Genomic DNA, 26458 nt, shown 5'->3' with positions numbered 1-26458 from the left:
GGCTTTCTCTTGTCTTGCGGGCTACCTCCTTGGAGGTAGACGGGGCCAGCATAGCGCCATACCCAACCGGCCCACGTTGATCTGGGTCAAGTTCTGCGAGGGGGTCGCCCCTAACCTGCGCTCATGGAATCACTTTCTGGAGCGCATACCGTGACTCAACCCCGTATGAGACAAGGCCTGGTGCTGGGCATGAGCACCCTGGCCTTCACCGTCTGCTTTATGGTGTGGATGATGTTCGCCGTGCTCGGCGTGCCCATCAAGGACCTGCTGCAACTCAACGAAACCCAGTTCGGCCTGTTGGCCGCCACCCCGGTATTGACCGGTTCCCTGGTGCGCCTGCCCCTCGGGTTGCTGACCGACCGTTTCGGCGGGCGCATCGTGTTCTTTGTGTTGATGCTCGCCTGTGTACTGCCGCTGTACCTGATCACCTACGCCACTGCGTATTGGCAGTTCCTGGTGCTGGGCCTGTTTGTCGGTTTGGCCGGCGGCTCGTTTTCAGTAGGCATCGCCTATGTCGCCAAGTGGTTCGATAAAGAGAACCAAGGGTTTGCCATGGGCGTGTTCGGCGCGGGTAATGCCGGCGCTGCCGTCACCAAATTTCTGGCCCCGGCGCTGATCGCCCTCGGCACCTGGCACCTGGTGCCCAAGGTGTTCAGCGCGATCCTGTTTGTCACCGCGCTGTTGTTCTGGTTCCTCACCCGCGAAAACAAGGCCCACCGCAGTGCTGGCGGCGCCACCCTGCGTCAGCAACTGCTGTGCCTCAAAGACCCGGCTGTGTGGCGCTACTGCCAGTACTACTCGATTGTGTTCGGCGGCTACGTGGCCCTGGCGTTGTGGATGACCAAGTACTACGTGCAGGAATACGGCTTCAGCCTGCAAAGCGCCGCACTGCTGGCCGCGTGTTTTTCCTTGCCTGGCGGTGTGTTGCGGGCGGTGGGCGGCTGGATGTCCGACCGCTGGGGCGCACACAGCGTGACCTGGTGGGTGCTGTGGGTGAGCTGGATCTGCCTTTTCCTGCTCAGCTATCCGCAGACGCAGTTGCAAGTGATGACCGTCAACGGGCCCGTCTATTTCCATCTCGGCCTCAACGCCACCCTGTTCACCGTGCTGCTGTTCGTGATGGGCATCGCCTTCGCGTTCGGCAAGGCCTCGGTGTTCAAGTACATCGCCAATGACTACCCGCAGAACATGGGCGCGGTGTCCGGCATCGTCGGCCTGGCCGGCGGCCTGGGCGGCTTTGTACTGCCGATTCTATTCGGCGCCCTGGTGGACCTCACCGGTGTGCGCTCCTCCTGCTTCATGTTGATGTACGGCGTGGTCTGGGTCTCCCTGACCTGGATGTACGTCAGCGAGATCCGTAAACAGCCGTTGCTCGGCAAACAAGCGCTCCAAGGAGAATGATCATGTCTATCGCGCAAAAGCCCGATTCGGGGCCGGTGATCCACGACTGGCGCCCTGAAGACCCGGCGTTCTGGGGCGCCAGCGGCAAGAAGACCGCCACCCGCAACTTGTGGATTTCGATCCCTGCGCTTTTGCTGGCCTTTGCAGTGTGGATGGTGTGGAGCACGGTGATTGTGCGCCTCAACGCCATTGGCTTCAGCTTCACCACTGACCAGTTGTTCTGGTTGGCGGCGCTGCCGGGTTTGTCCGGCGCGACGTTGCGGGTGTTCTACTCGTTCATGGTGCCGATCTTCGGCGGGCGCCGCTGGACCGCCCTGAGCACCGCGTCGCTCTTGCTGCCGTCACTGTGGATGGGCTTTGCGGTGCAGGATCCGAACACGCCTTACAGCGTCTTCGTGTTGATCGCCTTACTCTGCGGTTTTGGCGGCGGCAACTTTGCCTCCAGCATGTCCAACATCAGCTTCTTCTACCCTAAGGCCCAGCAGGGCACCGCCCTGGGGTTGAACGCCGGCCTGGGCAACCTGGGCGTTTCGGTGATGCAGTTCTGCGTGCCGTTGGTGATCACCTTTGGGGTATTCGGGCTGATCGGCGGGCAACCGCAAACCCTGGCGGACGGTAGCCAACTGTGGCTGCAGAACGCCGGCTTCATCTGGGTGCCATTCATCATCCTCGTCACCGTGGCGGCGTGGTTCGGCATGAATGACCTATCCAGCGCCCGCGCGTCGTTCAGCGACCAGGCGGTGATCTTCAAGCGCAAGCACAACTGGCTGATGTGCTGGTTGTACCTGGCGACTTTCGGTTCGTTCATCGGCTTCTCGGCGGCGTTTCCGCTGCTGATCAAGACCTCGTTTCCGGACGTGGTAGCGCTGAAGTTCGCCTTCCTCGGCCCACTGGTTGGCGCACTGGTGCGGCCACTGGGCGGCTGGCTGGCCGACAAGCTGGGCGGCGCGCGAGTGACCCTGTGGAACTTCGTGCTGATGATCGTGATGGTGTTCGGCGTGCTGCACTTTTTGCCGCAGAACCAGCAGGGCGGCAACTTCTACGGTTTTCTCGGCCTGTTTATGCTGCTGTTCATCACCACCGGCATCGGCAACGGCTCCACCTTCCGCATGATCCCGGTGATCTTCCGCACCCTCCACGAAAAAGCCAGTGTCGGCAAACCCGCCGCCGTGCGTGAACAGGCCTTGAAGGACGCCAGCAAGGAATCCGCCGCCGTGCTCGGGTTCAGCTCGGCCATGGGCGCGTTCGGCGCGTTCTTCATTCCCAAATCCTTCGGCAGTTCCATGGCCGCCACCGGCAGCCCGGCCATGGCCTTCTACCTGTTTGTCGGTTTCTACCTGAGCTGCATCGTCGTGACCTGGTGGTGGTACGCCCGCAAAGGCTGCGCCACACCCTGCTAGTCCGACCCGAATTCGCGGGGCAACGCACCCCACGGCACGCCTGATGAGGAAAGCATCATGAGTCACCTACTGGATCAACTGCGGTTCTTCAACCGCAAGCAAAACGAGTTCTCCGAGGGCCACGGCGAGACCCGCAAAGAGTCCCGCGATTGGGAGAACGTCTACCGTTCGCGCTGGCAGTACGACAAGATCGTGCGCTCCACCCACGGGGTGAACTGCACCGGTTCCTGTTCGTGGAAGATCTACGTGAAAAACGGCCTGATTACCTGGGAAACCCAGCAGACCGACTACCCGCGTACCCGCAACGACTTGCCCAACCACGAACCCCGAGGCTGCCCGCGTGGCGCCAGCTACAGCTGGTACATCTACAGCGCCAACCGGCTCAAGTACCCGAAAATTCGCAAACCACTGCTCAAACTGTGGCGTGAAGCGCGCCTGACCCTGGCCCCGGTAGACGCCTGGGCGAGCATTGTCGAGGACAAGGCCAAGGCCGAGTCCTACAAGAGCAAGCGTGGCATGGGGGGATTCATCCGCTCCAACTGGGACGAAGTGAACGAGATCATCGCTGCTTCCAACGTCTACACCATCAAGCAGTACGGCCCGGACCGCATCGTCGGCTTCTCGCCGATCCCGGCCATGTCCATGGTCAGCTATGCCGCCGGCTCGCGTTACCTGTCACTGCTCGGCGGGGTGTGTCTGAGCTTCTATGACTGGTACTGCGACCTGCCACCGGCTTCGCCGATGGTGTGGGGCGAGCAGACCGACGTGCCGGAATCGGCCGACTGGTACAACTCCAACTACATCATCGCCTGGGGTTCCAACGTCCCGCAGACCCGTACACCGGACGCGCACTTTTTCACCGAGGTGCGCTACAAGGGCACCAAGACCGTGGCCATCACCCCCGATTATTCGGAAGTGGCCAAGCTCACTGATCTGTGGCTCAACCCCAAGCAGGGTACCGACGCCGCGTTGGCCCAGGCCTTCAATCACGTGATCTTCAAGGAGTTTCACCTCGACCACCCAAGCCCCTATTTCACCGACTACGCCAAGCGCTTCACCGACTTGCCGGTGCTGGTGATGCTCAAGCCCGTGACCGGTTTTGCACCGGGCGCCGGCTTCCAGCCTGACCGCTTCCTGCGTGCCTCGGACCTTGTGGGCAACCTTGGCCAGGACAATAACCCGGAATGGAAAACCATTGCCCTTGACGAAAGCGGCGAGCTGGTCTCGCCCCAAGGTTCCATCGGCTATCGCTGGGGCGAGAAGGGCAAGTGGAACATCCTCGCCAAGGAAGGCGGGGAAGGTCGCGCCATCGACCTCAAACTGAGCCTGATGGGGGCGGACGTAGCGGAGGTGGGCTTCCCGTACTTTGCCGGCGAGTCCCACGAGCACTTCCAGCACGTGGCGGGCGATGCCGTGCAGTTTCGCCGCGTGCCGGTGCACAGCGTGACGTTGGCCGATGGCAGCGTGGCGAAGGTCGCCACGGTGTTCGACCTGTCGGCCGCCAACCTGGCCATCGACCGTAGCCTGGGCGGCAGCAACGTTGCCAAGGACTACGACGACGCCAGTGTGCCCGGCACCCCGGCGTGGCAGGAAGCGATCACCGGCGTCAGCCGCGAGAAAGCCATCCAGATCGCCCGTGAGTTCGCCGACAACGCCGACAAGACTAAGGGCCGCTCGATGATCATCGTCGGTGCGGCGATGAACCACTGGTACCACATGGACATGAACTACCGCGGGCTGATCAACATGCTCATGCTCTGCGGTTGCGTCGGCCAGACCGGCGGCGGCTGGGCCCACTACGTCGGCCAGGAAAAACTGCGCCCGCAATGCGGCTGGCTGCCCCTGGCGTTCGGCCTGGACTGGAGCCGCCCACCCCGGCAGATGAATGGCACCAGCTTCTTCTACGGCCATAGCTCGCAGTGGCGCCACGAAAAAATGAACATGCACGATGTGCTCTCGCCCATGGCGGACAAGTCGCAGTTCCCCACCCACGCGCTGGACTACAACATCCGCGCCGAGCGCGCCGGCTGGCTGCCGAGCGCGCCGCAACTCAACACCAACCCGTTGCACATCTGCCGTGAGGCGGCTGCTGTTGGCATGGATCCCAAAGACTATGTGGTCAAGGCCTGGCAGGACGGCACCCTACGCTTTGCCTGCGAGCAACCGGACAGCCCGGCGAACTTCCCGCGCAACATGTTTATCTGGCGTTCCAACCTGCTCGGTTCGTCGGGCAAGGGCCATGAGTACATGCTCAAGTACCTGCTGGGCACCAAGAACGGCGTGATGAACGAAGACATCGGTTTTGGCGGCGAAAGCAAGCCCACCGAAGCCGAATGGGTGGACGATGGGGCCATCGGCAAACTCGATCTGGTGACCACGTTGGACTTCCGCATGTCGTCCACCTGTGTGTATTCCGACATCGTCTTGCCGACCGCCACCTGGTACGAAAAAGACGACATGAACACCTCGGACATGCACCCGTTCATCCACCCGTTGTCGGCAGCTATCGACCCGGCGTGGGAGTCGCGGTCCGATTGGGACATCTACAAGGGCATCGCCAAGGCGTTCTCGGCCATGGCGGTCGGCCACCTGGGTGTCGAGAAGGACCTGGTCACCGTGCCGCTGATGCATGACAGCGTCGGCGAGTTGGCCCAGCCTTTCGGCGGCACTGACTGGAAAAGTGCCGGTGTGGCACCAGTGCCGGGCAAGAACGCGCCGAACATGGCGGTGGTGGAGCGCGACTACCCGAATATCTACAAGAAATTCACCTCCCTTGGCCCGCTGCTGGAAAAACTCGGCAATGGCGGCAAGGGCATCAACTGGAATACCGATGAGGAAGTGAAATTCCTCGGTGAACTGAACCATCACGAAGGCGACGCGGGCATCAGCCTGGGGCGGCCGAAAATCGACACGGCCATCGACGCCGCCGAAGTGATCCTGTCCCTGGCTCCGGAAACCAACGGCCACGTGGCTGTCAAGGCCTGGGCTGCGCTGTCGGAGTTCACCGGCATCGACCACAGCCACCTGGCATTGCCCAAGGCTCACGAGGCGATCCGCTTCCGCGACATCCAGGCGCAGCCACGCAAGATCATTTCCAGCCCCACCTGGTCGGGCCTGGAAGACGATCACGTGAGCTACAACGCCGGCTACACCAACGTCCATGAAAACATCCCATGGCGCACCCTCACCGGGCGCCAGCAGTTCTACCAGGATCACCCGTGGATGCAGGCATTCGGCGAGCAGTTGATGAGCTATCGACCACCGGTCAACACCCGCACCATCGAAGGGGTGAAGGGCAAGCGCAGTAATGGCGAGACCGAGATCGTACTGAACTGGATCACCCCGCACCAGAAATGGGGGATCCACAGCACCTACAGCGACAACCTGCTGATGCTCACCCTGAGCCGTGGGGGGCCGATCGTGTGGCTCTCGGAAGTCGACGCCCAGCGCGCCGGTATCGAGGACAACGACTGGATTGAGTGCTTCAACGTCAACGGCGCGCTCACCGCCCGTGCGGTGGTGAGCCAGCGGGTCAAGGAGGGCATGGTGATGATGTATCACGCCCAGGAACGCATCGTGAACGTGCCGGGTTCGGAGACCACCAAAACCCGCGGCGGCCACCACAACTCGGTGACCCGCGTGGTGCTCAAACCGACCCATATGATCGGCGGTTATGCCCAGCAGGCCTACGGCTTCAACTACTACGGCACGGTCGGCTGCAATCGCGATGAGTTCGTCGTGGTGCGCAAGATGGCCAAGGTCGATTGGCTCGATGGCTCCGACGGCGATGATCTGCCACGCCCATTGCCGACCGATATCGAGGAGAACTGAGATGAAAATTCGCTCACAGATCGGCATGGTGCTGAACCTGGACAAATGCATCGGCTGCCACACTTGCTCGATCACCTGCAAGAACGTGTGGACCAGCCGCGAAGGCATGGAATACGCCTGGTTCAACAACGTCGAATCCAAGCCCGGCATCGGCTACCCCAAAGAATGGGAGAACCAGGACAAGTGGAAGGGCGGCTGGATCCGTAACGCCAATGGCACGATCAACCCGCGTATCGGCGGCAAATTCCGCGTGCTGGCAAACATCTTCGCCAACCCCGACTTGCCTAGCCTGGACGACTACTACGAGCCGTTCGACTTCGACTACCAGCACCTGCACACCGCGCCCCTGGGCGAACACCAGCCCACCGCGCGCCCGCGTTCGGTGGTGTCGGGCAAGCGCATGCAGAAAATCGAGTGGGGGCCCAACTGGGAGGAGATCCTCGGCACTGAGTTCGCCAAGCGCCGCAAGGACAAGAACTTCGACCAGATCCAGGCCGATATCTACGGCGAGTACGAAAACACCTTCATGATGTACCTGCCGCGCCTGTGCGAGCACTGCCTCAACCCGGCATGCGCAGCGTCATGCCCCAGCGGTGCGATCTACAAGCGTGAAGAAGACGGCATTGTGCTGATCGACCAGGAAAAATGTCGCGGCTGGCGCATGTGCATCAGCGGTTGCCCGTACAAGAAAATCTACTTCAACTGGAAGAGCGGCAAGTCCGAAAAGTGCATCTTCTGCTACCCGCGCATCGAAGCCGGCATGCCCACGGTGTGCGCCGAAACCTGTGTCGGCCGTATCCGCTATCTCGGTGTTCTGCTGTACGACGCCGACCGCATCAGCGAAGTCGCCAGCACCGCCAACGAGCACGACCTGTACGAGAAACAGCTGGAGATCTTCCTCGACCCGAATGACCCGGCTGTGATCCGTCAGGCCCTGGCCGATGGCGTGCCGCAGTCGGTGATCGACTCGGCGCAGCGCTCGCCCGTCTACAAAATGGCGGTGGACTGGAAGCTCGCGCTGCCGCTGCACCCGGAATACCGCACCTTGCCGATGGTCTGGTACGTGCCGCCGCTGTCGCCGATCCAGAACGCCGCCGCTGCCGGCACCGTGGGCATGAATGGGGTGATCCCGGATGTGGACAGCCTGCGCATTCCTTTGCGTTACCTGGCCAACATGCTCACGGCGGGCGATGAAAAGCCGGTCAAGCGTGCCCTTAAGCGCCTTCTGGCAATGCGCGCCTTCAAGCGTTCCCAGCAGGTGGACGGCGTCCAGGACCTGCAAGTCCTTGAAGACGTGGGCTTGAGCGTGCCGCAAGTGGAAGAGATGTATCGCTACCTGGCCATCGCCAATTACGAGGACCGCTTTGTGGTGCCAAGCGCCCACCGCGAGGACGCCATGAGCGATGCCTTCGCTGAGCGTTCGGGCTGTGGTTTCAGCTTTGGCAGCGGCTGCAGCGGCAGTTCCGACACCAATATGTTCGGCGCGAAGAAGGCCAACCGCCGCGACGTGTTGAAAACTGTACAGATCTGGGAGGACTGAACCATGCGCATTCTTAAAGTGATCTCGCTGCTGCTGGACTATCCCACGGAACACCTGGTGAGCGGCCGCGATGAGCTGGAGCAGGCGATTATCGAGTCACGGGAAATCAGTCCCAAACAACGCGGCGCCTTGTTCGAACTGCTGGAGCTGATCTGCGCCAACGACCTGATGGATGGCCAGGAACACTACGGCGCGTTGTTCGGCCGCGGGCGTTCGCTGTCGTTGTTGCTGTTCGAGCATGTGCACGGCGAATCCCGCGACCGTGGTCAGGCGATGGTCGACATGATGGCCCAGTACGAGGCGGCTGGTTTTGCCATCGGCGTCAAGGAGCTGCCCGACTTCATCCCGCTGTACCTGGAGTTCCTCTCCACCCGCGAGGACATCGAGGCCCGCGAGGGCCTGGCGGATGTGGCGCACTTGCTGGCGTTGCTCGCGGCCCGCCTCGAAGAACGTGAAAGCGCCTATGCCAGTTGCTTCCGGGCACTGCTGCAAATCGCCGGCGCCGAGCCGCACCAGGCGGTGGCCGAAGTGCGCGCCCAGGTCGCTGCCGAGCCGCGTGACGACTCCCTCGAAGCCCTTGACAAGGTGTGGGAAGAAGAGGCCGTGGACTTCATGCAGGCCGAACAGCAGGACCGTTGCAGTGCGCTGCCGAGCGCTCCGGGCAAGGCGCGGGAAGAAAGCGCCGTGCCGTTGCACTGGGTGGATTTTCAGCAGGAAGGGCGGGCCGTGCTGCCTGCCGGGGAGGTGGGTAATGTCTAAGTGGAATTTGCTGGTATTCGGGGTGTACCCCTATGTGGCCCTGGCGATCTGCCTGTTGGGCAGTTGGGCGCGGTTCGACCTGTCGCAGTACACCTGGAAGGCCGGCTCCAGCCAGATGCTGAACAACCGTGGCATGCGCGTGGCGAGCAACTTCTTCCATATCGGCGTGCTGTTTGTGCTGGCCGGGCACTTTGTCGGCTTGCTGACGCCCGCGTCGGTGTACCACCACGTGATCAGCACGGAAAACAAGCAACTGCTGGCAATGGTCTCCGGCGGTTTTTTCGGCCTGCTGTGCCTGGTGGGGTTGCTGATGCTGATCAAGCGTCGCCTGAGTGACCCGCGTGTGCGGGCTACGTCGAGCGCGTCCGACATTCTGATCCTGCTGGTACTGCTCGCGCAGTTGCTGCTGGGCTTGCTGACCATTGTGGCCTCCACCGGGCATATGGACGGCTCGGTGATGGTGATGCTCGCCGATTGGGCGCAGAACGTGGTGTTGCTGCGGCCAGTGCAGGCGGCGGAGTCGATTGCACCGGTGTCGCTGATCTACAAGGCCCACGTGGCGCTGGGTCTGACCCTGTTCGTGCTGTTCCCGTTTACCCGCCTGGTGCACATGGTCAGCGCGCCGGTCTGGTACCTGGGCCGTCGTTATCAAATCGTGCGGCAGAAGTCGTGAGGAACACATGATGACCCAGCCTGAATTGATTGCCAGCAGTGAACAAGAATGGCCCATCGTCAGCGTCAACGGCGTGTCGATCACGCCCGAGGCGATGGCCCTGGAGCTGCAATACCATCCTGCCGAAAGCCGCGAAGCGGCGGTGTACCTGGCCGCTCGCGCGCTGGTGATTCGCGAGCTGCTGCAACAGCGCATCACCGAGTTGGGCCTGGCGGTGGACATCGCCCCCGGCGAGAACGAAGAAGAAGCCGCCACGCGCTTGTTGCTGGAGCGCGAGATCACCGTGCCGCAGTGCGACGAGGCGACCTGCCGGCATTATTTCGAAAGCAATCGAGGGCGCTTCCACAGCGCACCGTTGCTGGCGGTGCGGCACATCTTGCTCGAATGCGCGCCGGACGATGCCGAGGCACGGCAGATGGCCCATGTGCAGGCAGAAATCCTGCAGCTGAGCCTGGCGCAGACACCCGCCAGCTTCGCCGAACTGGCGCTCAAGTATTCGGCGTGCCCGTCCAAGGCCCAGGGTGGCTCATTGGGCCAGATCAGCAAGGGCCAGACCGTGCCGGAGCTGGAGCGCCAGTTGTTTACCCTGGCGCCCGGCCTGGCCGATAAGCCCTTGGAAAGCCGTTACGGCTGGCATGTGATCAGCGTCGACCAGCGCATCGAAGGCCAGCCGTTGCCTTACGAAGCAGTGGCGGGCGCCATTCGCACCCAGTTGCAGCAGGGGGTGTGGCAGAAGGCGCTGGTGCAGTACCTGCAAACCCTGATTGGCGCCGCGGACATCCGTGGTCTCGCGCTGCAAGGCGCCGACTCGCCGTTGGTGCAGTGACATGAGCCTGGTGGATGGGCTCGGCCGTTCAATCGATTACCTGCGTCTGTCGGTGACCGACCGTTGTGATTTTCGCTGTGTGTACTGCATGGCGAAAACCATGACCTTCCTGCCGCGCCAGCAGGTGTTGAGCCTGCAAGAGCTGGACCGCCTGGCCCGGCTGTTTGTGGGCCAGGGCGTGCGCAAGATCCGCTTGACCGGCGGTGAACCTTTGATCCGTCCTGGCATTGTGGGGTTGTGCCGCACTATTGCTGCGTTGCCAGGCTTGCGTGAGTTGGTGATGACCAGCAATGGCTCACAGTTGGCGCGGCTGGCGCAGCCGCTGGCGGCGGCGGGGGTCAAGCGCATGAATATCAGCCTCGACAGTCTGGATCCCGTGCGGTTTCGGGCGATCACGCGCAACGGTGATTTGCGCCAGGTGCAGGAGGGGATAGAGGCGGCGCGGGACGCCGGGTTCGAGCGGGTCAAGCTCAATTGCGTGGTGATGAAAGGGCGTAATTTTGATGAGGTGCCCGCGTTGGTGCGGTATGCGATCGAGCAAGGGATCGATATCAGTTTCATCGAAGAAATGCCTTTGGGGGATGTAGGGCGTTCGCGGGGGGAGACGTTTTGTGCCAGTGATGAGGTGCGGGAGGTGATCGCTCGTGAGCATCTGTTGCTCGACACTGCGGAAAGCAGTGGGGGGCCGGCGCGGTATGTGCGTTTGGCGCGTTACCCCGACACGCGCATCGGGTTTATCTCGCCCAATTCACAGAGTTTTTGTGGGAGTTGTAATCGGCTAAGGATGACGGTGGAGGGGCGGCTTTTGTTGTGCCTCGGGCAGGACGACGCGCTGGATTTTCGTGATTTGCTCAGGCGGTCTCCGTTGGATGATCGGCCGTTGGTTGAGGCGTTGCATCGGGCGTTGAGGGGAAAGCCAGCGCGGCATGATTTTTCGGGGGCGGGGGAGGTTCAGGTGGTGCGCTTTATGAGCATGAGCGGTGGGTGAGGTTGGGGGGCACCGTAAGGGCGGAACCATGGATAGCCGTGACGGAATAAAGGGATATGCCCCGATCAGAAAACGTTGATCCCGATCAAGGGTTTCCAACGCTTCTCTCCGTAATATCACTGCATATTGTGTTTTATGTTATCGGATTGTCTATATGTAGTGTTTGGAGCTCCCAATGCAAAGCACGCTCACCCCGCTCACCAGCACCCACCTCCACAAACGCGACGGCAGCCTGGCCCCCTTCGACGCCGAAAAAATCCGCCAAGCCCTGATCGCCGCCGGCACTGCCACCGCGGAGTTTCAAGCGAACGACGCCGACCTGTTGCTGGGCGCAGTATTGGCACGCCTAAGGGGCATCGAACAACTGGACGTCGAACTCATCCAGGACAGCGTCGAACGCGTGCTGATGGACGCCGGTTACTTCCAATCGATGCGCGCCTACATCGTCTACCGCGAACAACACGGCCGCATGCGCCGTGACCGCAAGACCCTGGTAGAGGTCGCCACCTCCATGAACGAATACCTCGATCGCGAAGACTGGCGCGTGCAGGCCAATGCCAATCAGGGCTATTCCCTGGGCGGATTGGTGCTCAATGTGGCAGGCAAGGTCACTGCCAATTACTGGCTGGACGAGGTCTACAGCGAGCAGATCGGCCGCGCGCACCGCGAAGCGGATCTGCATATCCATGACCTGGACATGCTTGCCGGCTACTGCGCCGGTTGGTCACTGCGTTCGCTGTTGCACGAAGGCCTAAACGGTGTGCCGGGCCGGGTCGAAGCGGGCCCCCCCAAGCACTTGAGCAGCGCCCTGGGGCAGATGGTCAACTTCCTCGGTACCCTGCAAAACGAATGGGCCGGCGCCCAGGCCTTCAGTTCGTTCGACACCTATCTCGCGCCCTATGTGCGCAAGGATCAACTGAGCTACCCGCAAGTGCGCCAGGCCGTGCAGGAGTTCATCTACAACCTCAACGTGCCGTCGCGCTGGGGCACCCAGACACCGTTTACCAACCTGACGTTCGATTGGGTCTGCCCAGAAGATTTACGTGAACAGGTGCCGGTGATCGGCGGTGAAGAAATGCCGTTTGCCTACGGCGACCTGCAAGCCGAAATGGAGATGATCAACCGCGCCTACATCGAGGTGATGCAGGCCGGGGATGCCAAGGGCCGGGTGTTCACCTTTCCGATTCCCACCTACAACATCACCCATGATTTCCCCTGGGACAGCGACAATGCTGACCGCCTGTTCGAGATGACGGCGCGCTACGGTTTGCCGTATTTCCAGAACTTCCTCAATTCCGATATGCAACCCAACCAGGTGCGCTCGATGTGCTGCCGCCTGCAACTGGACGTGCGTGAATTGCTCAAGCGCGGTGGCGGGCTGTTCGGTTCGGCGGAACAGACGGGCTCCCTGGGGGTGGTGACAATCAACTGCGCACGCCTGGGCTACCTGTTCAAGGGCGACACCTCAGGCTTGCTGCAACGCCTGGACAGCCTGATGGAAATGGCCATGGAAAGCCTGGAGGTCAAGCGCAAGGTGATCCAACACCACATGGATGCGGGCCTGTATCCCTACACCAAGCGTTACCTGGGCACGCTGCGCAATCACTTCTCCACCATCGGCCTTAATGGCATGCACGAGATGCTGCGCAATTTCAGCGCTGACGAGGAGGGCATGCACACCGAACAGGGCCGCGCCTTTGCCCTCAAATTGCTCGACCATGTGCGCGCCACTTTGCTGCGCTTCCAGGAAGACACCGGCCACCTCTACAACCTTGAAGCCACCCCGGCGGAAGGCACCACCTACCGTTTTGCCAAGGAAGACCGCAAGCGCTACCCAAACATCCTGCAAGCGGGCAGCGACATCGCGCCGTATTACACCAATTCCTCGCAACTGCCGGTGGGCTTTACCCAGGACCCCTTCGAAGCCCTGGAGCTGCAAGACGAACTGCAATGCAAATACACCGGCGGCACTGTGTTGCACCTGTACATGGCCGAGCAGATCTCGTCGACCCAGGCCTGCAAGCAATTGGTGCGCAAGGCGCTGGGGCGTTTCCGGCTGCCGTACCTGACGGTGACGCCGACATTTTCGATCTGCCCGGTGCATGGCTACCTCGCCGGTGAACATGAGTTCTGCCCCAAGTGCGATGAAGTCCTGGCCCTGTAGGAGCGAGCTTGCTTGCTCCCGTATGAAGCCATTCAACTCAACTCCACCCCAAGGAGATTCACCATGCAAACCTCCCAGCCACAACGCCAGCGCTGCGAAGTCTGGACCCGAGTAATGGGTTACCACCGGCCGGTGTCGGCGTTCAATCCAGGCAAGCAATCCGAGCACAAGGAGCGTGCGCACTTCACTGAAACGGCCGCTGCGGCCGGTCGCCAATGAGTCGAGCGCTGCGGGTCGGGGGCCTGGTGCCCCTGACCACCCTCGACTACCCCGGCATGCTCGCCTGTGTGCTGTTCTGCCAGGGCTGTGCCTGGCGTTGCCGTTACTGCCACAACCCGGACCTGATCCCGCCGCGCGCGAGCACGCAAATGGATTGGCGCCGGGTGTTGCTGTTTCTGCAACGGCGCCGAGACCTGCTCGACGCCGTGGTGTTCAGCGGCGGCGAGCCGACCTTGCAAGAGGGTTTGCCGGCGGCGATGGATGAAGTCCGGGCGATGGGTTTTCACATCGGCCTGCACAGCGCGGGGATCAAGCCGGCGGGGTTTGCCCATGCTTTGCGGCATGCCGACTGGGTTGGTTTTGACGTAAAGGCCCTGGCCGAAGACTGCCAGTCGATCACCCAGGTCAAGGGCAGCGGCGCCGCCAACTGGCGCAGTCTCGATATTTTGCTCGCCAGCGGCATGGACTACGAATGCCGTACCACGGTGCATTGGCACCTGATCGACCCAGCCCGCCTGCTGCGGCTGGCCCAACGTTTGCAAGCCCGTGGCGTGCAGCGCTTCGCCGTGCAGATGGTGCGCACTGCCAGCATGCTCGACACGCAACTGCCGAGTTCCCCGGCACAGGCTGCGTTACCGGAGCTCTGGGGCCGCTTGCGTGAGTTGTTTCCCGCGTTTGTATTACGAGGGTGACCCGCGCCCTCAACCGCGTTTTTATCGATGCTGCCCCTGGTGGGCAGGTGTTCATCAAGGAAGGTTCAGAATGAAGCAGTTAACCACGGCACAACGCATTGTCATCGGTTTCGCGATTGCGCCGCTGGCTCTGGTCGGTTTGGTGTTCTACGCCCTGCACGACCTCGCAACCCTCAAGCAACAATCCGAACAGATTGTGCAGCAGGACTGGCCGAAAATAGCGCCGATCATGGTGATCGCCACCGGCGTACGCGATAACGGCCGCAACACCCGTGACTTGCTGATCGACCAGGACAACCAACAAGCCCAGGAAGCCATCGGCACCACCCGGCAACGCATCACCGAGGCGTTCGCCACCCTTGAGCCGCTGCTCGATACCGCCGAAGGCAAGGCCGCCTATGCGACCTTGAAAACCCATCGGGAAGCCTATGTGGCCGCTTTCACCCAGGTGCAGGCGCTGATCAAGCAAGGCGCTCGCGAACAGGGCCTGGCCCAGCTCAAGCAACAGGTGATGCCCGCCGAGCTTGCGGTGTTCAAGAGCCTGGACGCGTTGATGGCCATGCAGGGACGTCTGTTCGCTGAACGCGAGCAGGCGGCGCAGGTCCTGTACGACGAGGCCCGGCGCAACATGATCGGGTTGTTCCTGTTGTGTTTGGCCCTGGTGGTTGCCGCCGCGATTATCGTCACCCGCAGCGTGATTCGCCCATTGGGCGGCGAGCCGGACGAAGCCGCGCGCGTGCTGAGCCATATTGCCCAGGGCGACCTGACCATCGTGGTACCGGTGGGCAACAGCGCCGAAGGCAGCGTGATGCGCAACCTGCACCAGATGCAGCAGAACCTGAACCAGATGGTGCGGCACATTGCGACGTCGGTGGACGGCGTGGCCAGTTCCTCCGAAGAACTGAGCGCGGTGAGCAGCCAGACCAGCAGCAGCTTGCAGTCCCAGGGCCAGGAGATCGAACAGGCGGCGACGGCGGTGAATGAAATGACCGCTGCCGTGGATGAAGTGGCGCGCAACGCGGTGAGCACCAGCGAGGCTTCGCGTCTGTCGGAACAGACCGCCCAGCGCGGCCGTGCCCAGGTGCAGGAAACCGTGGCGTCGATCAACACCCTGGCCACCGGCGTAGTGGAAACCTCCGAACGCATCCAGCAACTGGCGGGCCGCGTACAAGACATCAGCAGTGTGCTGGAAGTGATCCGCAGCATTGCCGACCAGACGAACCTGCTAGCCCTCAACGCCGCCATTGAAGCAGCGCGGGCTGGGGACGCCGGGCGTGGGTTTGCGGTGGTGGCTGATGAAGTGCGGGCGTTGGCCCATCGCACCCAGGCTTCGACCCAGGAGATCGAGCAGATGATCGGCAATATCCGCCAGGATACCGAGCATGCGGTCGCGGCCATGCACAGCAGCAGCGAGCGCGTGCAGGCGACACTGAGTGTGGCGCAGCGTTCGGGTGAAGCCTTGGATGAGATTACCCGGTCTATTTCGCAGATCAACGAGCGCAACATGATGATTGCCAGCGCCACCGAGGAGCAGGCGTTGGTGGCGCGGGAAGTGGATCGCAATCTGGTGGGCATTCGCAATCTGTCGCAGCAGGTGCTGCAAGGGGCGTTGCATACCGAGACGGCGGGGCATGACCTGGCGGGGATGGCGGGGGCGCTGCACCAGACCGTGGCGCGCTTTAAAGTCTAGCCAGATACCGGCAAAAAACTGCACTTCGCCAGGGCGTGAATAGCGGCGGCGAGCATCGAAACAGTGCGTGATCGAGAGTGAGGCTGGGCGCTTGATTTCGGTCAAGGCAGCATGGGTGTTTTAACACTAGGGTGTGAACACCGTCTCCAACAAGGCAAATGCCATGGCCAAGCCTTTTCCGCTGCACCCCAAGCATCCCGAGCGTATCTGCTGGGGGTGTGATCGCTACTGCGCTGCGAGCGACCTGGCCTGTGGCAACGGAGCCGACCGCACCATGCACCCTGCGGAGATGCTCGGTGATGACTGGTATGAGCACGGCGACTGGGGCGTTACGCCCGAGCCGCCGGATAAGGATGAGCCGTCAGCTGCTTGAGCGGGGTTTATCTTTACTGGGCTTATGGGTATCAGCAGGCTTGGCCGGCCTGGGCGGCTGCTTGTCGGTGTCTTTGGTCTTCTTACTGCTGTCGGAGGGGCTGCTGGGGTAGGTCCCCGGCGGCAGGGCAGAACCGGCGGCACCGTTACCATTCAAGGCGTTCGCGGCTGGCTCTGGGTTATCGCCGAACGCGGCGAGGGCGGGGCCAGTGAGCAAAGCGGACAGGCCGACAATGAGTAAAATCCTTTGGGACGATCTGGTCTTCATGACGCAATCCCCTCGTGTGATGGTTCCAGAGCCTGGATTACTCTCAGGCCCTGGTCATGCCTCGATCAAGCCGCCATGGGCTTGGTCGACTGCAACTTCTTGTGCGCTGCTTTCATCGCTTCCATTTCGGCGCCCAGTTCTTCCAGCAGCGCTTTGCCCAGCAGCTTTTTAGCTTGCGGGAACATCTCGGTTTCCTCTTCCTCGATATGGTGCTCCAGCAATTCCTTGACCACTTTGACGCGGCCGGAAAACTCTGTTGTCGAAGGCTCGGTTTGCTTCAGGTCCGGCAGTACCAGGGTGTCAACGGTGCGATGCTCTTCCTTGGCCTCGTGGTACATGATGTCTTGTTCCTTGCCACCAGCCTTCCTGAACGCCGGGTAGAGGATTTCTTCTTCCAGCCTGGTATGCAGGCTGATTTCGGCTTCCAGCTTGGCCAACAACTCAGTGCGTTTTTTCACCCCACGTTCGGTGGATTCACTCAACTGAGTCAACAGGGCCTTTACGCGTTCGTGGTCGGCTTTGAGCAGGTCAATCGCATTCATGGGTGACACCTCACGGGGAAATCAGGGCGTGTCGACATGCACACCTCGTCCATGACAGGAGTGCATCAGTTGTACCAACTTGAGCTGTTTTTAATTCGTGAGGAAATTCAAAGGCCTACGATGACATGGCGACTGAACCTGTCGTGCAGGTTGCATGGTCGGTGCGGTTGCACGTTGCATTCCACAACCCCGGGACATTCGCGCAAATTTTAATGAACCCTCGCGCTAAACACTTGACCTAACGTGTACGACCTAGGAGGTGAAGCATGGAAATTCAATATATCTGGATCGGTTTGGCGGTGGTTCTACTGCTACTGGAATTGTGGGCGATCAATATCGTATTGCGCAGCACTGGGGGCTGGGAGACCAAAGGATTGTGGGTGGTGGTGCTTATCTTTGTGCCACTTTTGGGCCTAATCGCTTGGGCGATGTTCGGGCCGAAACGCGAAATGCCGCAGCAGCATAAAAGCTGAGGCAGAAGTAGATAGAGAACAGGCGCCGTCGAGGCGCCTGTTTTCGTTGCGCGGTAGGCTTATCAGCCTGCCAATGCCTTGGCGATCGCCTCATTGAACGCCGGCAGATCATCCGGGGTGCGTGAGGTAATCAGGGTCCAGCCATTGGCTTTGCAGACCTTGACCTCTTCATCGACCCATCCGGCGGCGCCGGCGTTTTCCAGATCGATGCGCACGCTCTTGTAGGAGGTCAGGGTCTTGCCTTTGATCACACCGGCATCGATCAGCGCCCAGGGGCCATGACAGATTGCCGCCACGGTTTTGCCTGCCTCGACGAACTCGTTGATCAACTTCTGCGCCGCTGCATCCTGGCGCAATGTGTCAGCGTTGACGGTGCCGCCAGGGATCACCAGTGCATCGAAATCACTGCCCGACAGCTCGGACAGCTTCGCATCGGACTCAACCGTCGTGTCCTTCTCGGTATCGCCGACGAAGGTCTGGGTGATGCCGCCTGTGCTGGAGCCGTGGGTCACTGTCGCGCCATAACCGCGCAGCGCTGCCAATGGTTTGAGCAGTTCATCGCGCTCGATACCGGTGTTGGACGTGATGACCAGAATCTTCTTGCCGTTAAGGTTTGAACTCATGATCGAGTGTCTCCTGATGGGTGTACGAAGGATGGGATATGGGAGAGTTGATCCGGGTCGGGTGGCAAAGGTTTAAATTAATTTTCAGCAAATTTGCACCGTGTTGGCGCGGGCAATTTCGTTGAACTATCCAGGGCCGCAGGCTTCTGCTGCATAGGCGCTCGCTATTTTTACCCGCGCCATTGATTGGAGAACCACCATGACTGCCGATAAGACCCCAGCCCCCATCAGTTCCGAAGAAACTCAGAAGGGCACTGATAAAGCCACAAAAGGCCAGACCCTGGAACGCCCGAATCCCAAGACCGAAACCGTCGATAAAGTGCTGACCCCCACCTCGATCAAGGACACCGAGCGCCAGACCGATGCCATCAACGAACAGGCCGCCAAGGCCGAGCGCAAGCTGGGCCACTGAACATGGCCCGTTCTATCTCTGCGTCGGAGTTGGGCATCGAGCTCAAACCTGGCGATGACGGCAGCCTGTTCAAGTGGTTTATCGCCAGCTTCCTGATGGGCAAGCGGATCCAGGCACCGATTGCCGCACAGGCCTACAAGGTGATCGTTGAAGAGCAAGGCCGCGATACCGCGCGCAAGCTGCAGCACTGCACGTCGCGTGAGTTGGTAGCCATGCTCGGACGCGCGCATTACGTGCGCTATGATGAAACCACTGCCCAACGTTTACTCGACCTCAGCGCCAAGTTGAACGCCGAGTATGCCGGCAAGATCACTCATATGCGCAGTGCCAGCGAGAGCCGAGAGGCCTTCGAAAAACGCCTTGGGGCGTTCGACGGGGTCGGGCCCAAGACCATCGAGATTTTCATGCGTGATGCCGTCAAGGTGCTGTTTTGACGGCAACGCTGTTTGTGGGCTGTGCCGGCTGGAGTTTGCCGCGTGAGTACTGGGCAGCATTTGCCGAGGAGGGCACGCATTTGGAGCGTTATGCGTCGCGCTTCAATGCGGTGGAAATCAACAGTTCCTTCTATCGCCCGCACTTGGCGAAGACGTACGCGCGGTGGGCGCATTCGGTGCCGTCGGGCTTTCGTTTTTCAGTCAAGGTGCCCAAGCGCATCACCCATGAATTGCGCTTGCATGGCTGCCAGGCCGCACTGGATGCGTTTCTTGGACAATGTCTGCAACTGGGTGAAAAGCTGGGTTGCCTGCTGGTGCAATTACCGCCTTCGTTGCAATACGAACCGAGTGTTGCCGACGCATTCTTCACGGCGTTGCGCCAACGTTTTACCGGTGACGTGGTGCTTGAACCACGGCACGCGAGCTGGTTGGCGGCTGAAGAGATGATGCAGGCTCTGCAGATCGGGCGGGTGGCTGCCGACCCGCCGGTGATCCCGGCGGGAGAGGTGCCGGCCGGTTGGCAAGGCGTGCATTATTGGCGTCTGCACGGAACACCGCGTGTCTATCACAGTGGCTATGGGGCTTCACGCGTTCAGGCGTATGCGCGTGTGTTGAGCGCGTCCGTAGCGGCTGGTATTCCTACCTGGTGCATCTTCGACAATACTGCCAGCGGCCTGGCTACGCCTGATGCGCTGTCGCTACTCGACGTCCACTCGCAGCACTTCCAACCCTAGCTGCTCATACGCCTCTACACTGGGCACATGCCATTCGGTGATCAGTGTGTGAATGCGGCTGCACGGCGCCACCACAAAGGGCTCCACGGCGCCGAGTTTGTCCGCCATGGTCACCGCCACCACGTGGGACGCACTGTCGAGCAAGGCTTGCTTGACCGCCACCTCATCGAAGTGCAACGAGCTGATGCCCACTTGCGGATGCAGTGCGCACACGCCGGTGAATAGCACGTCGGCCTTGATGCCCTGGATCATGCGCACGGTTTCATGGCCGCTGGTAGACAGCGTCGCCGGGTTGAGCTGGCCGCCCGTGAGGATCACCTTTACGTCAGGGTGGTCGGCCAAGGCGATGGCGATCATGGGGGATGTCGTGACCACAGTGAGACGCATCGAGCGTGGCAACGACTGGGCAATCTGCAGCGTGGTAGACCCCGAGTCGAACAGTACGATTTGCCCCTCTTCCACGCGGTCGGCAGCGAGCCGGGCGAGGTGACGCTTGGCCTCGTTAGTCTCGCCGACACGGGTGAAGAAGTCTTTGCCGGTGTCCTTGGGCCGGGGCAGGGCGCCGCCGTGTACGCGTTGCAGCAGGCCGGCGGCGGCGAGTTCGCCGAGGTCGCGGCGGATGGTGTCCTGGGACACTGCAAAGTGGTCCACCAGCTCCGAGGCGGTGACTTTGCCGTCACGTTCCAGCAGCAACAAAATCTTCTGCTTGCGCAAAGAAGGCAGGTCGATGGCTTGATGAGTGGTGTGCATGGTTTTGCGTCTTTTTGCGTGTTTGTGCGAGATTAGTCGCGCTGCGATCTAAACGCAATGGCTGGTTGTGCGGCTGATGGGCGGTTACTCTCAGCATTCAGTTCAGGGAGAGGTGACCTAGATGCCGTTGATCACAACCATCGAAGATTTACGCAAACTCGCGCAAAAACGTGTCCCACGGATGTTCTACGACTACGCCGATTCCGGCTCCTGGACTGAGAGCACTTACCGGGCAAATGAAAGCGATTTTGCCTCTATCAAGTTCCGCCAGCGGGTGGCGCGCAACATTGATGAACGCTCGATCCGCGCCACGATGATCGGCCAGGAGATGGCCATGCCGGTGGCGCTCGCACCCACCGGGTTGGCCGGCATGCAGCACGCCGATGGCGAGATTCTCACCGCCCGCGCCGCCGCCGCGTTCGGCCTGCGCTACACCTTGTCGACCATGAGCATCTGCTCCCTGGAAGACATTGCCGAGCACGTCGGCCAGCCGTTTTGGTTCCAGTTGTATGTGATGCGCGACCGCGCCTTTATCGAACAACTGATCGAGCGCGCCAAGGCTGCCGGCGTGGATGCGCTGGTGCTGACCCTCGACCTGCAGATCCTCGGCCAGCGCCATAAGGATCTGATCAATGGCCTGTCCGCGCCGCCGAAGTTGACCCTGCCGAATATCCTCAACATGGCCACCAAACCGCGCTGGGTGATGGGCATGCTCGGCACCCAGCGTCGTGGCTTCGGCAATATCGTCGGGCACGTGAAAGGTGTGGCGGACATGAGTTCGCTGTCGTCCTGGACCGCCCAGCAATTCGACCCGCGCCTGAGCTGGGACGATGTGGAGTGGATCAAGAAGTGCTGGGGCGGCAAGTTGATCATCAAGGGCATTCTCGATGTGGAAGATGCGCACCTGGCCGCGAATGCCGGTGCCGACGCACTGGTGGTGAGCAACCACGGCGGTCGTCAACTCGATGGCGCGCCTTCGAGCATCAGCCAGTTGCCGGCGATTGTCGAAGCGGTGGGCGAGCGCATTGAGGTCTGGCTCGACGGTGGCATTCGTTCCGGCCAGGACGTGCTCAAGGCGATGGCATTGGGCGCCAAAGGCACCATGATCGGTCGCCCGCATTTGTATGGTTTGGGGGCCATGGGCGAGGCAGGTGTAACCAAGGCGCTTGAGATTATCGCCCGAGAGCTGGACGTGTCGATGGCACTGTGTGGGTATAACGATATACGCGATGTGAATCGCGAGATTTTATTGCCGGGTACATTTCCCGAAAGCGTTTACTGAGCAAAAAAATCGTAAAAATATAAAAAGAGTTGTCCACGAAAACCGTGGGTATCTCTGTGGATAACTTTGCGAAGCCCCGGCAGGGTTGGCGATTTATGCAGAGATCATTATTTGATCAACTTCTGGTTTGGCCCCGCATGGGCTGGGTTTGCGCTTGACACGCAAGCGCGAACCCAGTGCCGGAAAGCGTTTTATGAGTCGCGATCACGGCCTGTGGAGTGCGTGACAACGTGGGGTGGTGCCTTCGCTTGCATCAGTTTGTCCAGCGCCTGGCCATAACTGCGACCGGCCAGGCTCATGCTGTTGTTATGGCTGGCACCGGGCACCAATAACAGCCGCTTTGGCTCCTGGGCGGCTTCAAACAGCTGCTGGCTGAAGCGCGGCGGCACGTAGCGATCGTCAAGGCCATGTACCACCAGCAGCGGCATACGGATATCGGCAATCTTGTCGATGGAATTGAATTTTTGCGACAGCAACCAGCGCACCGGCAACGACGTATTCGCCACGGCCGTGGCCACATCCGCCAGCGATGTGAAGGTGGACTCGATCACCAGGCCGCGCACCGGCAGTGGTGTTTGTCTGCCCAGTTCGGCAGCCAGGTCGATGGCCACCGCGCCGCCCAGGGAATGTCCGTAGATCAGGCGTTTGCTTGGGTCCGGTTGCAGTACCTGGAAACGCTCCCAGGCAATGCGTGCGTCTTCGTACACGGTGGTTTCCGACGGTAATTCGCCGCGGCTCTGGCCGAAGCCGCGATAGTCGATGGCCAGTACCGAATAACCCAGGGCGTGCAGTTGCTCGATGCGAAACAGTTGCCCGGTGAGGTTCCAGCGTACGCCGTGCAGGTAGAGGATGGCAGGTGCGTCCTTCTTGTCCGCCGGGTACCACCAGCCATGGATATTCTGTCCGGATTTGAAACTGGCCGGCTTGAGTTCGAACTCCTGCACCGCCTTGGGCAAGCCGCTGTACCAACTGGCGGTGCCCGGCTCGATGCGAAACACCAGTTCGCGCTCCTTGTGTTGCAGCACGGCGCAACCCACCGGCAGACCGACGATCAACAAGGCCATGCACACCATGGGAAACCAGCGCAGGCTCAGGCGCGAGAGGAAACGAGAGGACATGAAGGTTCCAGGAAAAAGATGAATCAGGGGTTTTACCAGATGGCCCAACCAGGCAGGAATTATTTCGACAGCCGTAAACGGGTATTCCTTGCAAAGTGTTACACCATTGAACAACGCGTGCCGGGGTTGTTAGGGTGGGCGGCCCGAACAGGAGAGCAAGCACATGGAATTCACAGGCAAAACCGCACTCGTCACGGGTGGCGCACGCGGGTTGGGGCTCAGCTATGCACGGGCTTTGGCCCAGGGCGGCGCGCGGGTGGTGATCAGCGATATCGGCGCCGATAATGCCGGCGTTGGCAGCGATGCTTCGGTGGTCCAGGCCGCGGCAGACACCTTGCAGGCCGAGGGCTTGAACGTGATAGGCCACGGTGGCGACCTGTCCACGAACACCGGCTGCCAGCAACTGATCGCGTACGCCATCGAAGCCTTTGGCCAACTCGACATTCTGATTCACAACGCCGGCTGGGTCGGTTACCAGAACATCGCCGACCTCGACGCCGCGTTCCTGCAACGCGCCATGGACATTAACCTCTATGCGCCGCTGTGGCTGTGCAAGCATGCCTGGCCGCACCTGCTGCGCTCATCCGCGCCGCGCATCATCCTCACCACTTCCGACCGCGCCATGTACACACAATATGAGCAGACTGGACTGGTGGCCTACAGCGCGGGCAAGATGGCGCAACTGGGGATCATGAACGCGTTGAGTCATGAAGGTGCTGAGGCGGGGATCAAGGTCAATGCGATCTCGCCGGTGGCCAAGACGCGCATGTGGGGCGTTACCGAAGAACCGGATGAACTCAAGCCCGACTGGGTGACGCCGGGGGTGGTGTTCCTCGCCTCTGAGCAATGCCAGGACAGCGGTTACATCCTGCGCGCCAGCAACGGGCAATTCACGGCCACGCGCTTCACCGAAAACCCCGGGGTGGACTACCCGCGGAACCTCGCACGGATCAAGGCGAGCAGCGCAGAAGCAGTCGCCGCCGCCTGGAACAGCATCAAACAAGCACAACCCCTTTCTTGAGAAACCCGAGCATGGACAACAGCCCCGTTCGCATGACCGCCGAAGAAACCCTCTCGGAAAACTGGTACCTGCTGAAAAAATACAGCTTCAACCTGCGCCGCCGCGACGGCAGCTGGCAAGCCCAGACCCGCGAGGTGTACGACCGCGGCAATGGCGCGACCATCCTGCTGTACAACCGCGAGCAGCGCACGGTGTTGCTGATCCGCCAGTTTCGCATGCCGACGTTCGTCAACGACTATCACGGCTACCTGATCGAAGCGGCGGCCGGATTGCTCGACAATGCCAGCCCCGAAGAACGTATTCGCCTGGAAGCGGAAGAGGAAACCGGGTATCGCGTGGGGCATGTGGAGAAGATTTATGCAGCATTCATGAGTCCGGGTTCGGTGACGGAGCGGATTCACTTTTTCATGGGTGAATATCAACCAGGGGATCGGGTGGGGAGCGGTGGCGGCCTGGAAGAGGAGGGTGAGGATATCGAGGTGTTGGAGTTGGGCTTTGATGAGGCGTTGGCAATGGTGCAAAACGGCGAGATTGTGGATGGGAAGACCATCATGTTGTTGCAGCATCTGGAATTGCGGATGTTGAAGGACGGCTGGTGAGTCAATTTTTGTCGTGAGAAGGCTTGCCCTGTGCCGGGCTGCGCAGCAACCCTAAAAACGGTCAACACGGGTTCACCTGAAAACACCCATCGTCTGGATCGGGGTTGTTTCGCTGTCCAGCGCAAGCAAGTAGATTGTTTAAATGGCGGATTATCGTAAGATCTAGTTAAATTCCTAGTGAGGCAGACGGTGGTTGTTAACGGGTTTGCAGAGACTCGGCCCACTTATTTCGATAAGCGATCTGCTCATTGATATCGTTTGTAAGATTGTTTTCTTCGTAATCGAATATACGAACGAGTTCCGCATCGGGCTCACTCATTGTTACGTCATAAGCAACTAATCCGCTTGACATCTGTGAGGCCATTGCGGAGGGGTAAACACTCACTTTTGAACCTTTACACAAAAAGGCTATTTCACTGAACTCTCTTCTTAATAATCCAAAGCATGTATATATATCTATGTCAGAGTATGTTTTTTTTGTGCCGTCGGTAAATGTTATGGAAAGTGTTGATGTCGCTCTGTCAATCCCAAGTGTAGCGGTTTCTCTTTGGGTGTTTTTGATTATGGTTATGTCGAGTTCTTTCATTGGTCATTTTCTATTTGGATTAATGAATGAGTAGCCTTTATGCGTTCCATCATCGTGGACGGGTGTGGCTCCTAGAATATCCTTGGTATCTATCCGGTTTGGTATGGCAATTTCGCGCTCCTTTTTATAGTCGGATAAAATGCCTAGTTCTTTGTTGACATCCCGACCCGGGATTTTCTTTAGGGTGTAAAGATAGCCTTCCTCAAACCCAAAGGATGTTGCGAACGTCAACCCTTGCTCCCTTGATATCGATGTGCTCACAAAATTGCTTGGTGGACTCGCATTGTTTTGCGAGTGTAAGTATAGGTCAGTGCTTTTTCCTCTGCTCTCAAAGCCTGTTTCAAAAATTTCGTCCGGGTGCCTTGAGTCCCCTCGATATAAATATTCTTGTTTTTTACTTGATGCTGGTAGCGAAGGAGTGCCGTCGTCTACGTTCAGCTGTTTATTTAAGTTTTCTGAGTTTGTGTGTGGTTTGCATCCGTCCCCGCCGGGACACGTGCTCAAACCCAGTGGATCAACCCAGCCCGTAGGGTTGGTCACGTACTGGTACGCATTGATCCCACCCGCCAGCTTCACCGGGTCCGGGGTCAGGTAACGGCCATTATCCGGATTGTAGTAGCGATGGCGGTTGTAGTGCAGCCCGCTTTCTTCATCGAAGTATTGGCCCTGGAAACGCAGCGGGTTGTCGACTTTTCCGATGTCGAGGCGGGTGATTTCACCGTAAGCGCGGTAGTGCGCGGACCAGACGATTTTGCCATCGGAGGCGGTGAGTTCCCGCGGCGTACCCAGGTGGTCGAGTTGGTAGTGGTAGGTCTCGGTTTCCTTTGGACCGAAACCTTCCAGTAGGACCAGCGGGCGAAAGGTGTTCGGCTCGTAGAGGTAACTGCGGTGGCGATCCGCGTGGTGCTCGGCGATCAGTGTGTCGCCCTGCCAGAAAAACTCTGTAGTGATGCCGTCAACGGTTTTGCTGATGCGCCGCCCAAACGGGTCATAGCGGTAGCTGGCGGTCTGGCCATTGGGTTTTTTAATGCCGATCAGACGGTGCTGGCAGTCGTAGCGGT

Annotated in this window: 25 protein-coding genes and 1 pseudogene; 19 read left to right on the top strand and 7 right to left on the bottom strand. The window is 60.3% G+C overall.

Annotated elements, in window-relative coordinates; translation table 11 throughout:
- Positions 1–150 precede the first annotated feature (150 nt).
- The 12 genes and pseudogenes from BMZ57_RS28495 (at position 151) to BMZ57_RS28435 (ending at position 16556) form a co-directional block, all read left to right on the top strand.
- On the top strand, positions 151–1401 hold the full coding sequence (locus BMZ57_RS28495) for an MFS transporter (RefSeq protein WP_069673428.1): 1251 nt from the start codon (positions 151–153) through the stop codon (positions 1399–1401).
- Between the two features lie 2 nt (positions 1402–1403).
- A complete protein-coding gene (locus BMZ57_RS28490) occupies positions 1404–2801 on the top strand; it encodes a NarK family nitrate/nitrite MFS transporter (protein ID WP_069673429.1) in 1398 nt (465 codons plus the stop codon).
- A gap of 57 nt (positions 2802–2858) precedes the next feature.
- A complete protein-coding gene (locus BMZ57_RS28485) occupies positions 2859–6632 on the top strand; it encodes a nitrate reductase subunit alpha (RefSeq protein ID WP_069673430.1) in 3774 nt (1257 codons plus the stop codon).
- Position 6633: 1 nt separating this feature from the next.
- Positions 6634–8172 carry a nitrate reductase subunit beta gene (narH, locus tag BMZ57_RS28480; RefSeq protein ID WP_010209830.1) on the top strand — a complete coding sequence of 513 codons (1539 nt, stop codon included), beginning with the start codon at positions 6634–6636 and terminating at the stop codon, positions 8170–8172.
- A 3-nt stretch (positions 8173–8175) separates the two neighbouring features.
- Positions 8176–8931 (top strand): nitrate reductase molybdenum cofactor assembly chaperone, encoded by a 756-nt coding sequence (gene narJ / locus BMZ57_RS28475; RefSeq protein ID WP_010209831.1) that lies wholly within the window; start codon positions 8176–8178, stop codon positions 8929–8931.
- Positions 8924–9604 carry a respiratory nitrate reductase subunit gamma gene (narI, locus tag BMZ57_RS28470; RefSeq protein WP_010209832.1) on the top strand — a complete coding sequence of 227 codons (681 nt, stop codon included), beginning with the start codon at positions 8924–8926 and terminating at the stop codon, positions 9602–9604. The genes narJ and narI overlap by 8 nt, the downstream gene beginning before the upstream one ends.
- 10 nt (positions 9605–9614) lie before the next feature.
- Positions 9615–10430, top strand: a complete 816-nt coding sequence (locus BMZ57_RS28465) for a peptidylprolyl isomerase (RefSeq protein WP_010209833.1) — start codon at positions 9615–9617, stop codon at positions 10428–10430.
- A gap of 1 nt (position 10431) precedes the next feature.
- Positions 10432–11418 (top strand): GTP 3',8-cyclase MoaA, encoded by a 987-nt coding sequence (gene moaA, locus BMZ57_RS28460; RefSeq protein WP_069673431.1) that lies wholly within the window; start codon positions 10432–10434, stop codon positions 11416–11418.
- A 175-nt stretch (positions 11419–11593) separates the two neighbouring features.
- Positions 11594–13801, top strand: a pseudogene (locus tag BMZ57_RS28455) (ribonucleoside triphosphate reductase).
- Positions 13798–14493 carry an anaerobic ribonucleoside-triphosphate reductase activating protein gene (locus BMZ57_RS28445; RefSeq protein ID WP_021492289.1) on the top strand — a complete coding sequence of 232 codons (696 nt, stop codon included), beginning with the start codon at positions 13798–13800 and terminating at the stop codon, positions 14491–14493. The pseudogene BMZ57_RS28455 and the gene BMZ57_RS28445 overlap by 4 nt, the downstream one beginning before the upstream one ends.
- A 70-nt stretch (positions 14494–14563) precedes the next feature.
- Complete coding sequence (locus BMZ57_RS28440) at positions 14564–16183, top strand: methyl-accepting chemotaxis protein (RefSeq protein ID WP_021492288.1); 1620 nt, start codon at positions 14564–14566, stop codon at positions 16181–16183.
- A 163-nt stretch (positions 16184–16346) separates the two neighbouring features.
- Positions 16347–16556 (top strand): DUF3079 domain-containing protein, encoded by a 210-nt coding sequence (locus BMZ57_RS28435; protein WP_042572200.1) that lies wholly within the window; start codon positions 16347–16349, stop codon positions 16554–16556.
- Here the strand turns inward: BMZ57_RS28435 and BMZ57_RS29660 are convergent.
- Together BMZ57_RS29660 and BMZ57_RS28425 are read right to left on the bottom strand one after the other, a co-directional pair.
- The gene (locus BMZ57_RS29660; RefSeq protein WP_031290936.1) at positions 16545–16823 is read right to left on the bottom strand and encodes a hypothetical protein; all 279 of its coding nucleotides are present in this window, start codon (positions 16821–16823) and stop codon (positions 16545–16547) included. The two genes, BMZ57_RS28435 and BMZ57_RS29660, sit on opposite strands and share 12 nt — an antisense overlap.
- A 65-nt stretch (positions 16824–16888) precedes the next feature.
- Positions 16889–17365, bottom strand: a complete 477-nt coding sequence (locus BMZ57_RS28425; protein WP_010209845.1) for a PA2171 family ribosome-binding persister protein — start codon at positions 17363–17365, stop codon at positions 16889–16891.
- A 266-nt stretch (positions 17366–17631) separates the two neighbouring features.
- Between BMZ57_RS28425 and BMZ57_RS28420 the strand changes: the two genes are divergently transcribed.
- Complete coding sequence (locus BMZ57_RS28420; protein ID WP_010209848.1) at positions 17632–17838, top strand: PLDc N-terminal domain-containing protein; 207 nt, start codon at positions 17632–17634, stop codon at positions 17836–17838.
- Between the two features lie 62 nt (positions 17839–17900).
- On the opposite strand, the gene BMZ57_RS28415 is transcribed toward BMZ57_RS28420, so the two are convergent.
- Positions 17901–18461 (bottom strand): type 1 glutamine amidotransferase domain-containing protein, encoded by a 561-nt coding sequence (locus BMZ57_RS28415; protein WP_069673432.1) that lies wholly within the window; start codon positions 18459–18461, stop codon positions 17901–17903.
- A gap of 199 nt (positions 18462–18660) precedes the next feature.
- Here BMZ57_RS28415 and BMZ57_RS28410 point away from each other — a divergent pair, with 199 nt between their 5' ends.
- The 3 genes from BMZ57_RS28410 to BMZ57_RS28400 are packed head-to-tail and all read left to right on the top strand — an operon-like array spanning position 18661 to position 20041.
- A complete protein-coding gene (locus BMZ57_RS28410; RefSeq protein ID WP_010209852.1) occupies positions 18661–18873 on the top strand; it encodes a hypothetical protein in 213 nt (70 codons plus the stop codon).
- A 2-nt stretch (positions 18874–18875) separates the two neighbouring features.
- Complete coding sequence (locus tag BMZ57_RS28405) at positions 18876–19307, top strand: DNA methylase (RefSeq protein ID WP_069673433.1); 432 nt, start codon at positions 18876–18878, stop codon at positions 19305–19307.
- On the top strand, positions 19304–20041 hold the full coding sequence (locus BMZ57_RS28400; protein WP_010209856.1) for a DUF72 domain-containing protein: 738 nt from the start codon (positions 19304–19306) through the stop codon (positions 20039–20041). Before BMZ57_RS28405 ends, BMZ57_RS28400 begins: the two co-directional genes overlap by 4 nt.
- Here the strand turns inward: BMZ57_RS28400 and BMZ57_RS28395 are convergent.
- Positions 20006–20791: a DeoR/GlpR family DNA-binding transcription regulator gene (locus BMZ57_RS28395; RefSeq protein ID WP_021492284.1), complete on the bottom strand. Its 786-nt coding sequence runs from the start codon at positions 20789–20791 to the stop codon at positions 20006–20008. The two genes, BMZ57_RS28400 and BMZ57_RS28395, sit on opposite strands and share 36 nt — an antisense overlap.
- Before the next feature lie 121 nt (positions 20792–20912).
- Between BMZ57_RS28395 and BMZ57_RS28390 the strand changes: the two genes are divergently transcribed.
- Complete coding sequence (locus BMZ57_RS28390) at positions 20913–22073, top strand: alpha-hydroxy acid oxidase (RefSeq protein WP_010209859.1); 1161 nt, start codon at positions 20913–20915, stop codon at positions 22071–22073.
- Between the two features lie 191 nt (positions 22074–22264).
- Here the strand turns inward: BMZ57_RS28390 and BMZ57_RS28385 are convergent, their stop codons facing one another.
- Positions 22265–23191, bottom strand: coding sequence for an alpha/beta hydrolase (locus BMZ57_RS28385; protein ID WP_010209861.1), 927 nt, complete (start codon positions 23189–23191; stop codon positions 22265–22267).
- A gap of 163 nt (positions 23192–23354) precedes the next feature.
- On the opposite strand from BMZ57_RS28385, the gene BMZ57_RS28380 reads away from it, so the two are divergent.
- Together BMZ57_RS28380 and BMZ57_RS28375 are read left to right on the top strand one after the other, a co-directional pair.
- Positions 23355–24212, top strand: a complete 858-nt coding sequence (locus BMZ57_RS28380) for an SDR family NAD(P)-dependent oxidoreductase (protein ID WP_010209863.1) — start codon at positions 23355–23357, stop codon at positions 24210–24212.
- Positions 24213–24223: 11 nt separating this feature from the next.
- Positions 24224–24811 carry an NUDIX domain-containing protein gene (locus BMZ57_RS28375; RefSeq protein WP_010209865.1) on the top strand — a complete coding sequence of 196 codons (588 nt, stop codon included), beginning with the start codon at positions 24224–24226 and terminating at the stop codon, positions 24809–24811.
- A 196-nt stretch (positions 24812–25007) separates the two neighbouring features.
- Here the strand turns inward: BMZ57_RS28375 and BMZ57_RS28370 are convergent, their stop codons facing one another.
- Positions 25008–25397: a hypothetical protein gene (locus tag BMZ57_RS28370; RefSeq protein WP_010209867.1), complete on the bottom strand. Its 390-nt coding sequence runs from the start codon at positions 25395–25397 to the stop codon at positions 25008–25010.
- 3 nt (positions 25398–25400) lie between these two features.
- Positions 25401–26458: RHS repeat-associated core domain-containing protein (locus BMZ57_RS28365; protein ID WP_175497159.1), on the bottom strand; the 1058-nt coding region annotated here is incomplete at its 5' end.

Origin of the sequence: Pseudomonas simiae, assembly GCF_900111895.1 — a bacterium.
Lineage (GTDB): Bacteria > Pseudomonadota > Gammaproteobacteria > Pseudomonadales > Pseudomonadaceae > Aquipseudomonas > Aquipseudomonas simiae.
Note: the sequence above shows the minus strand (reverse complement) of the source record. Positions and strands in the feature narration are given on the sequence as shown.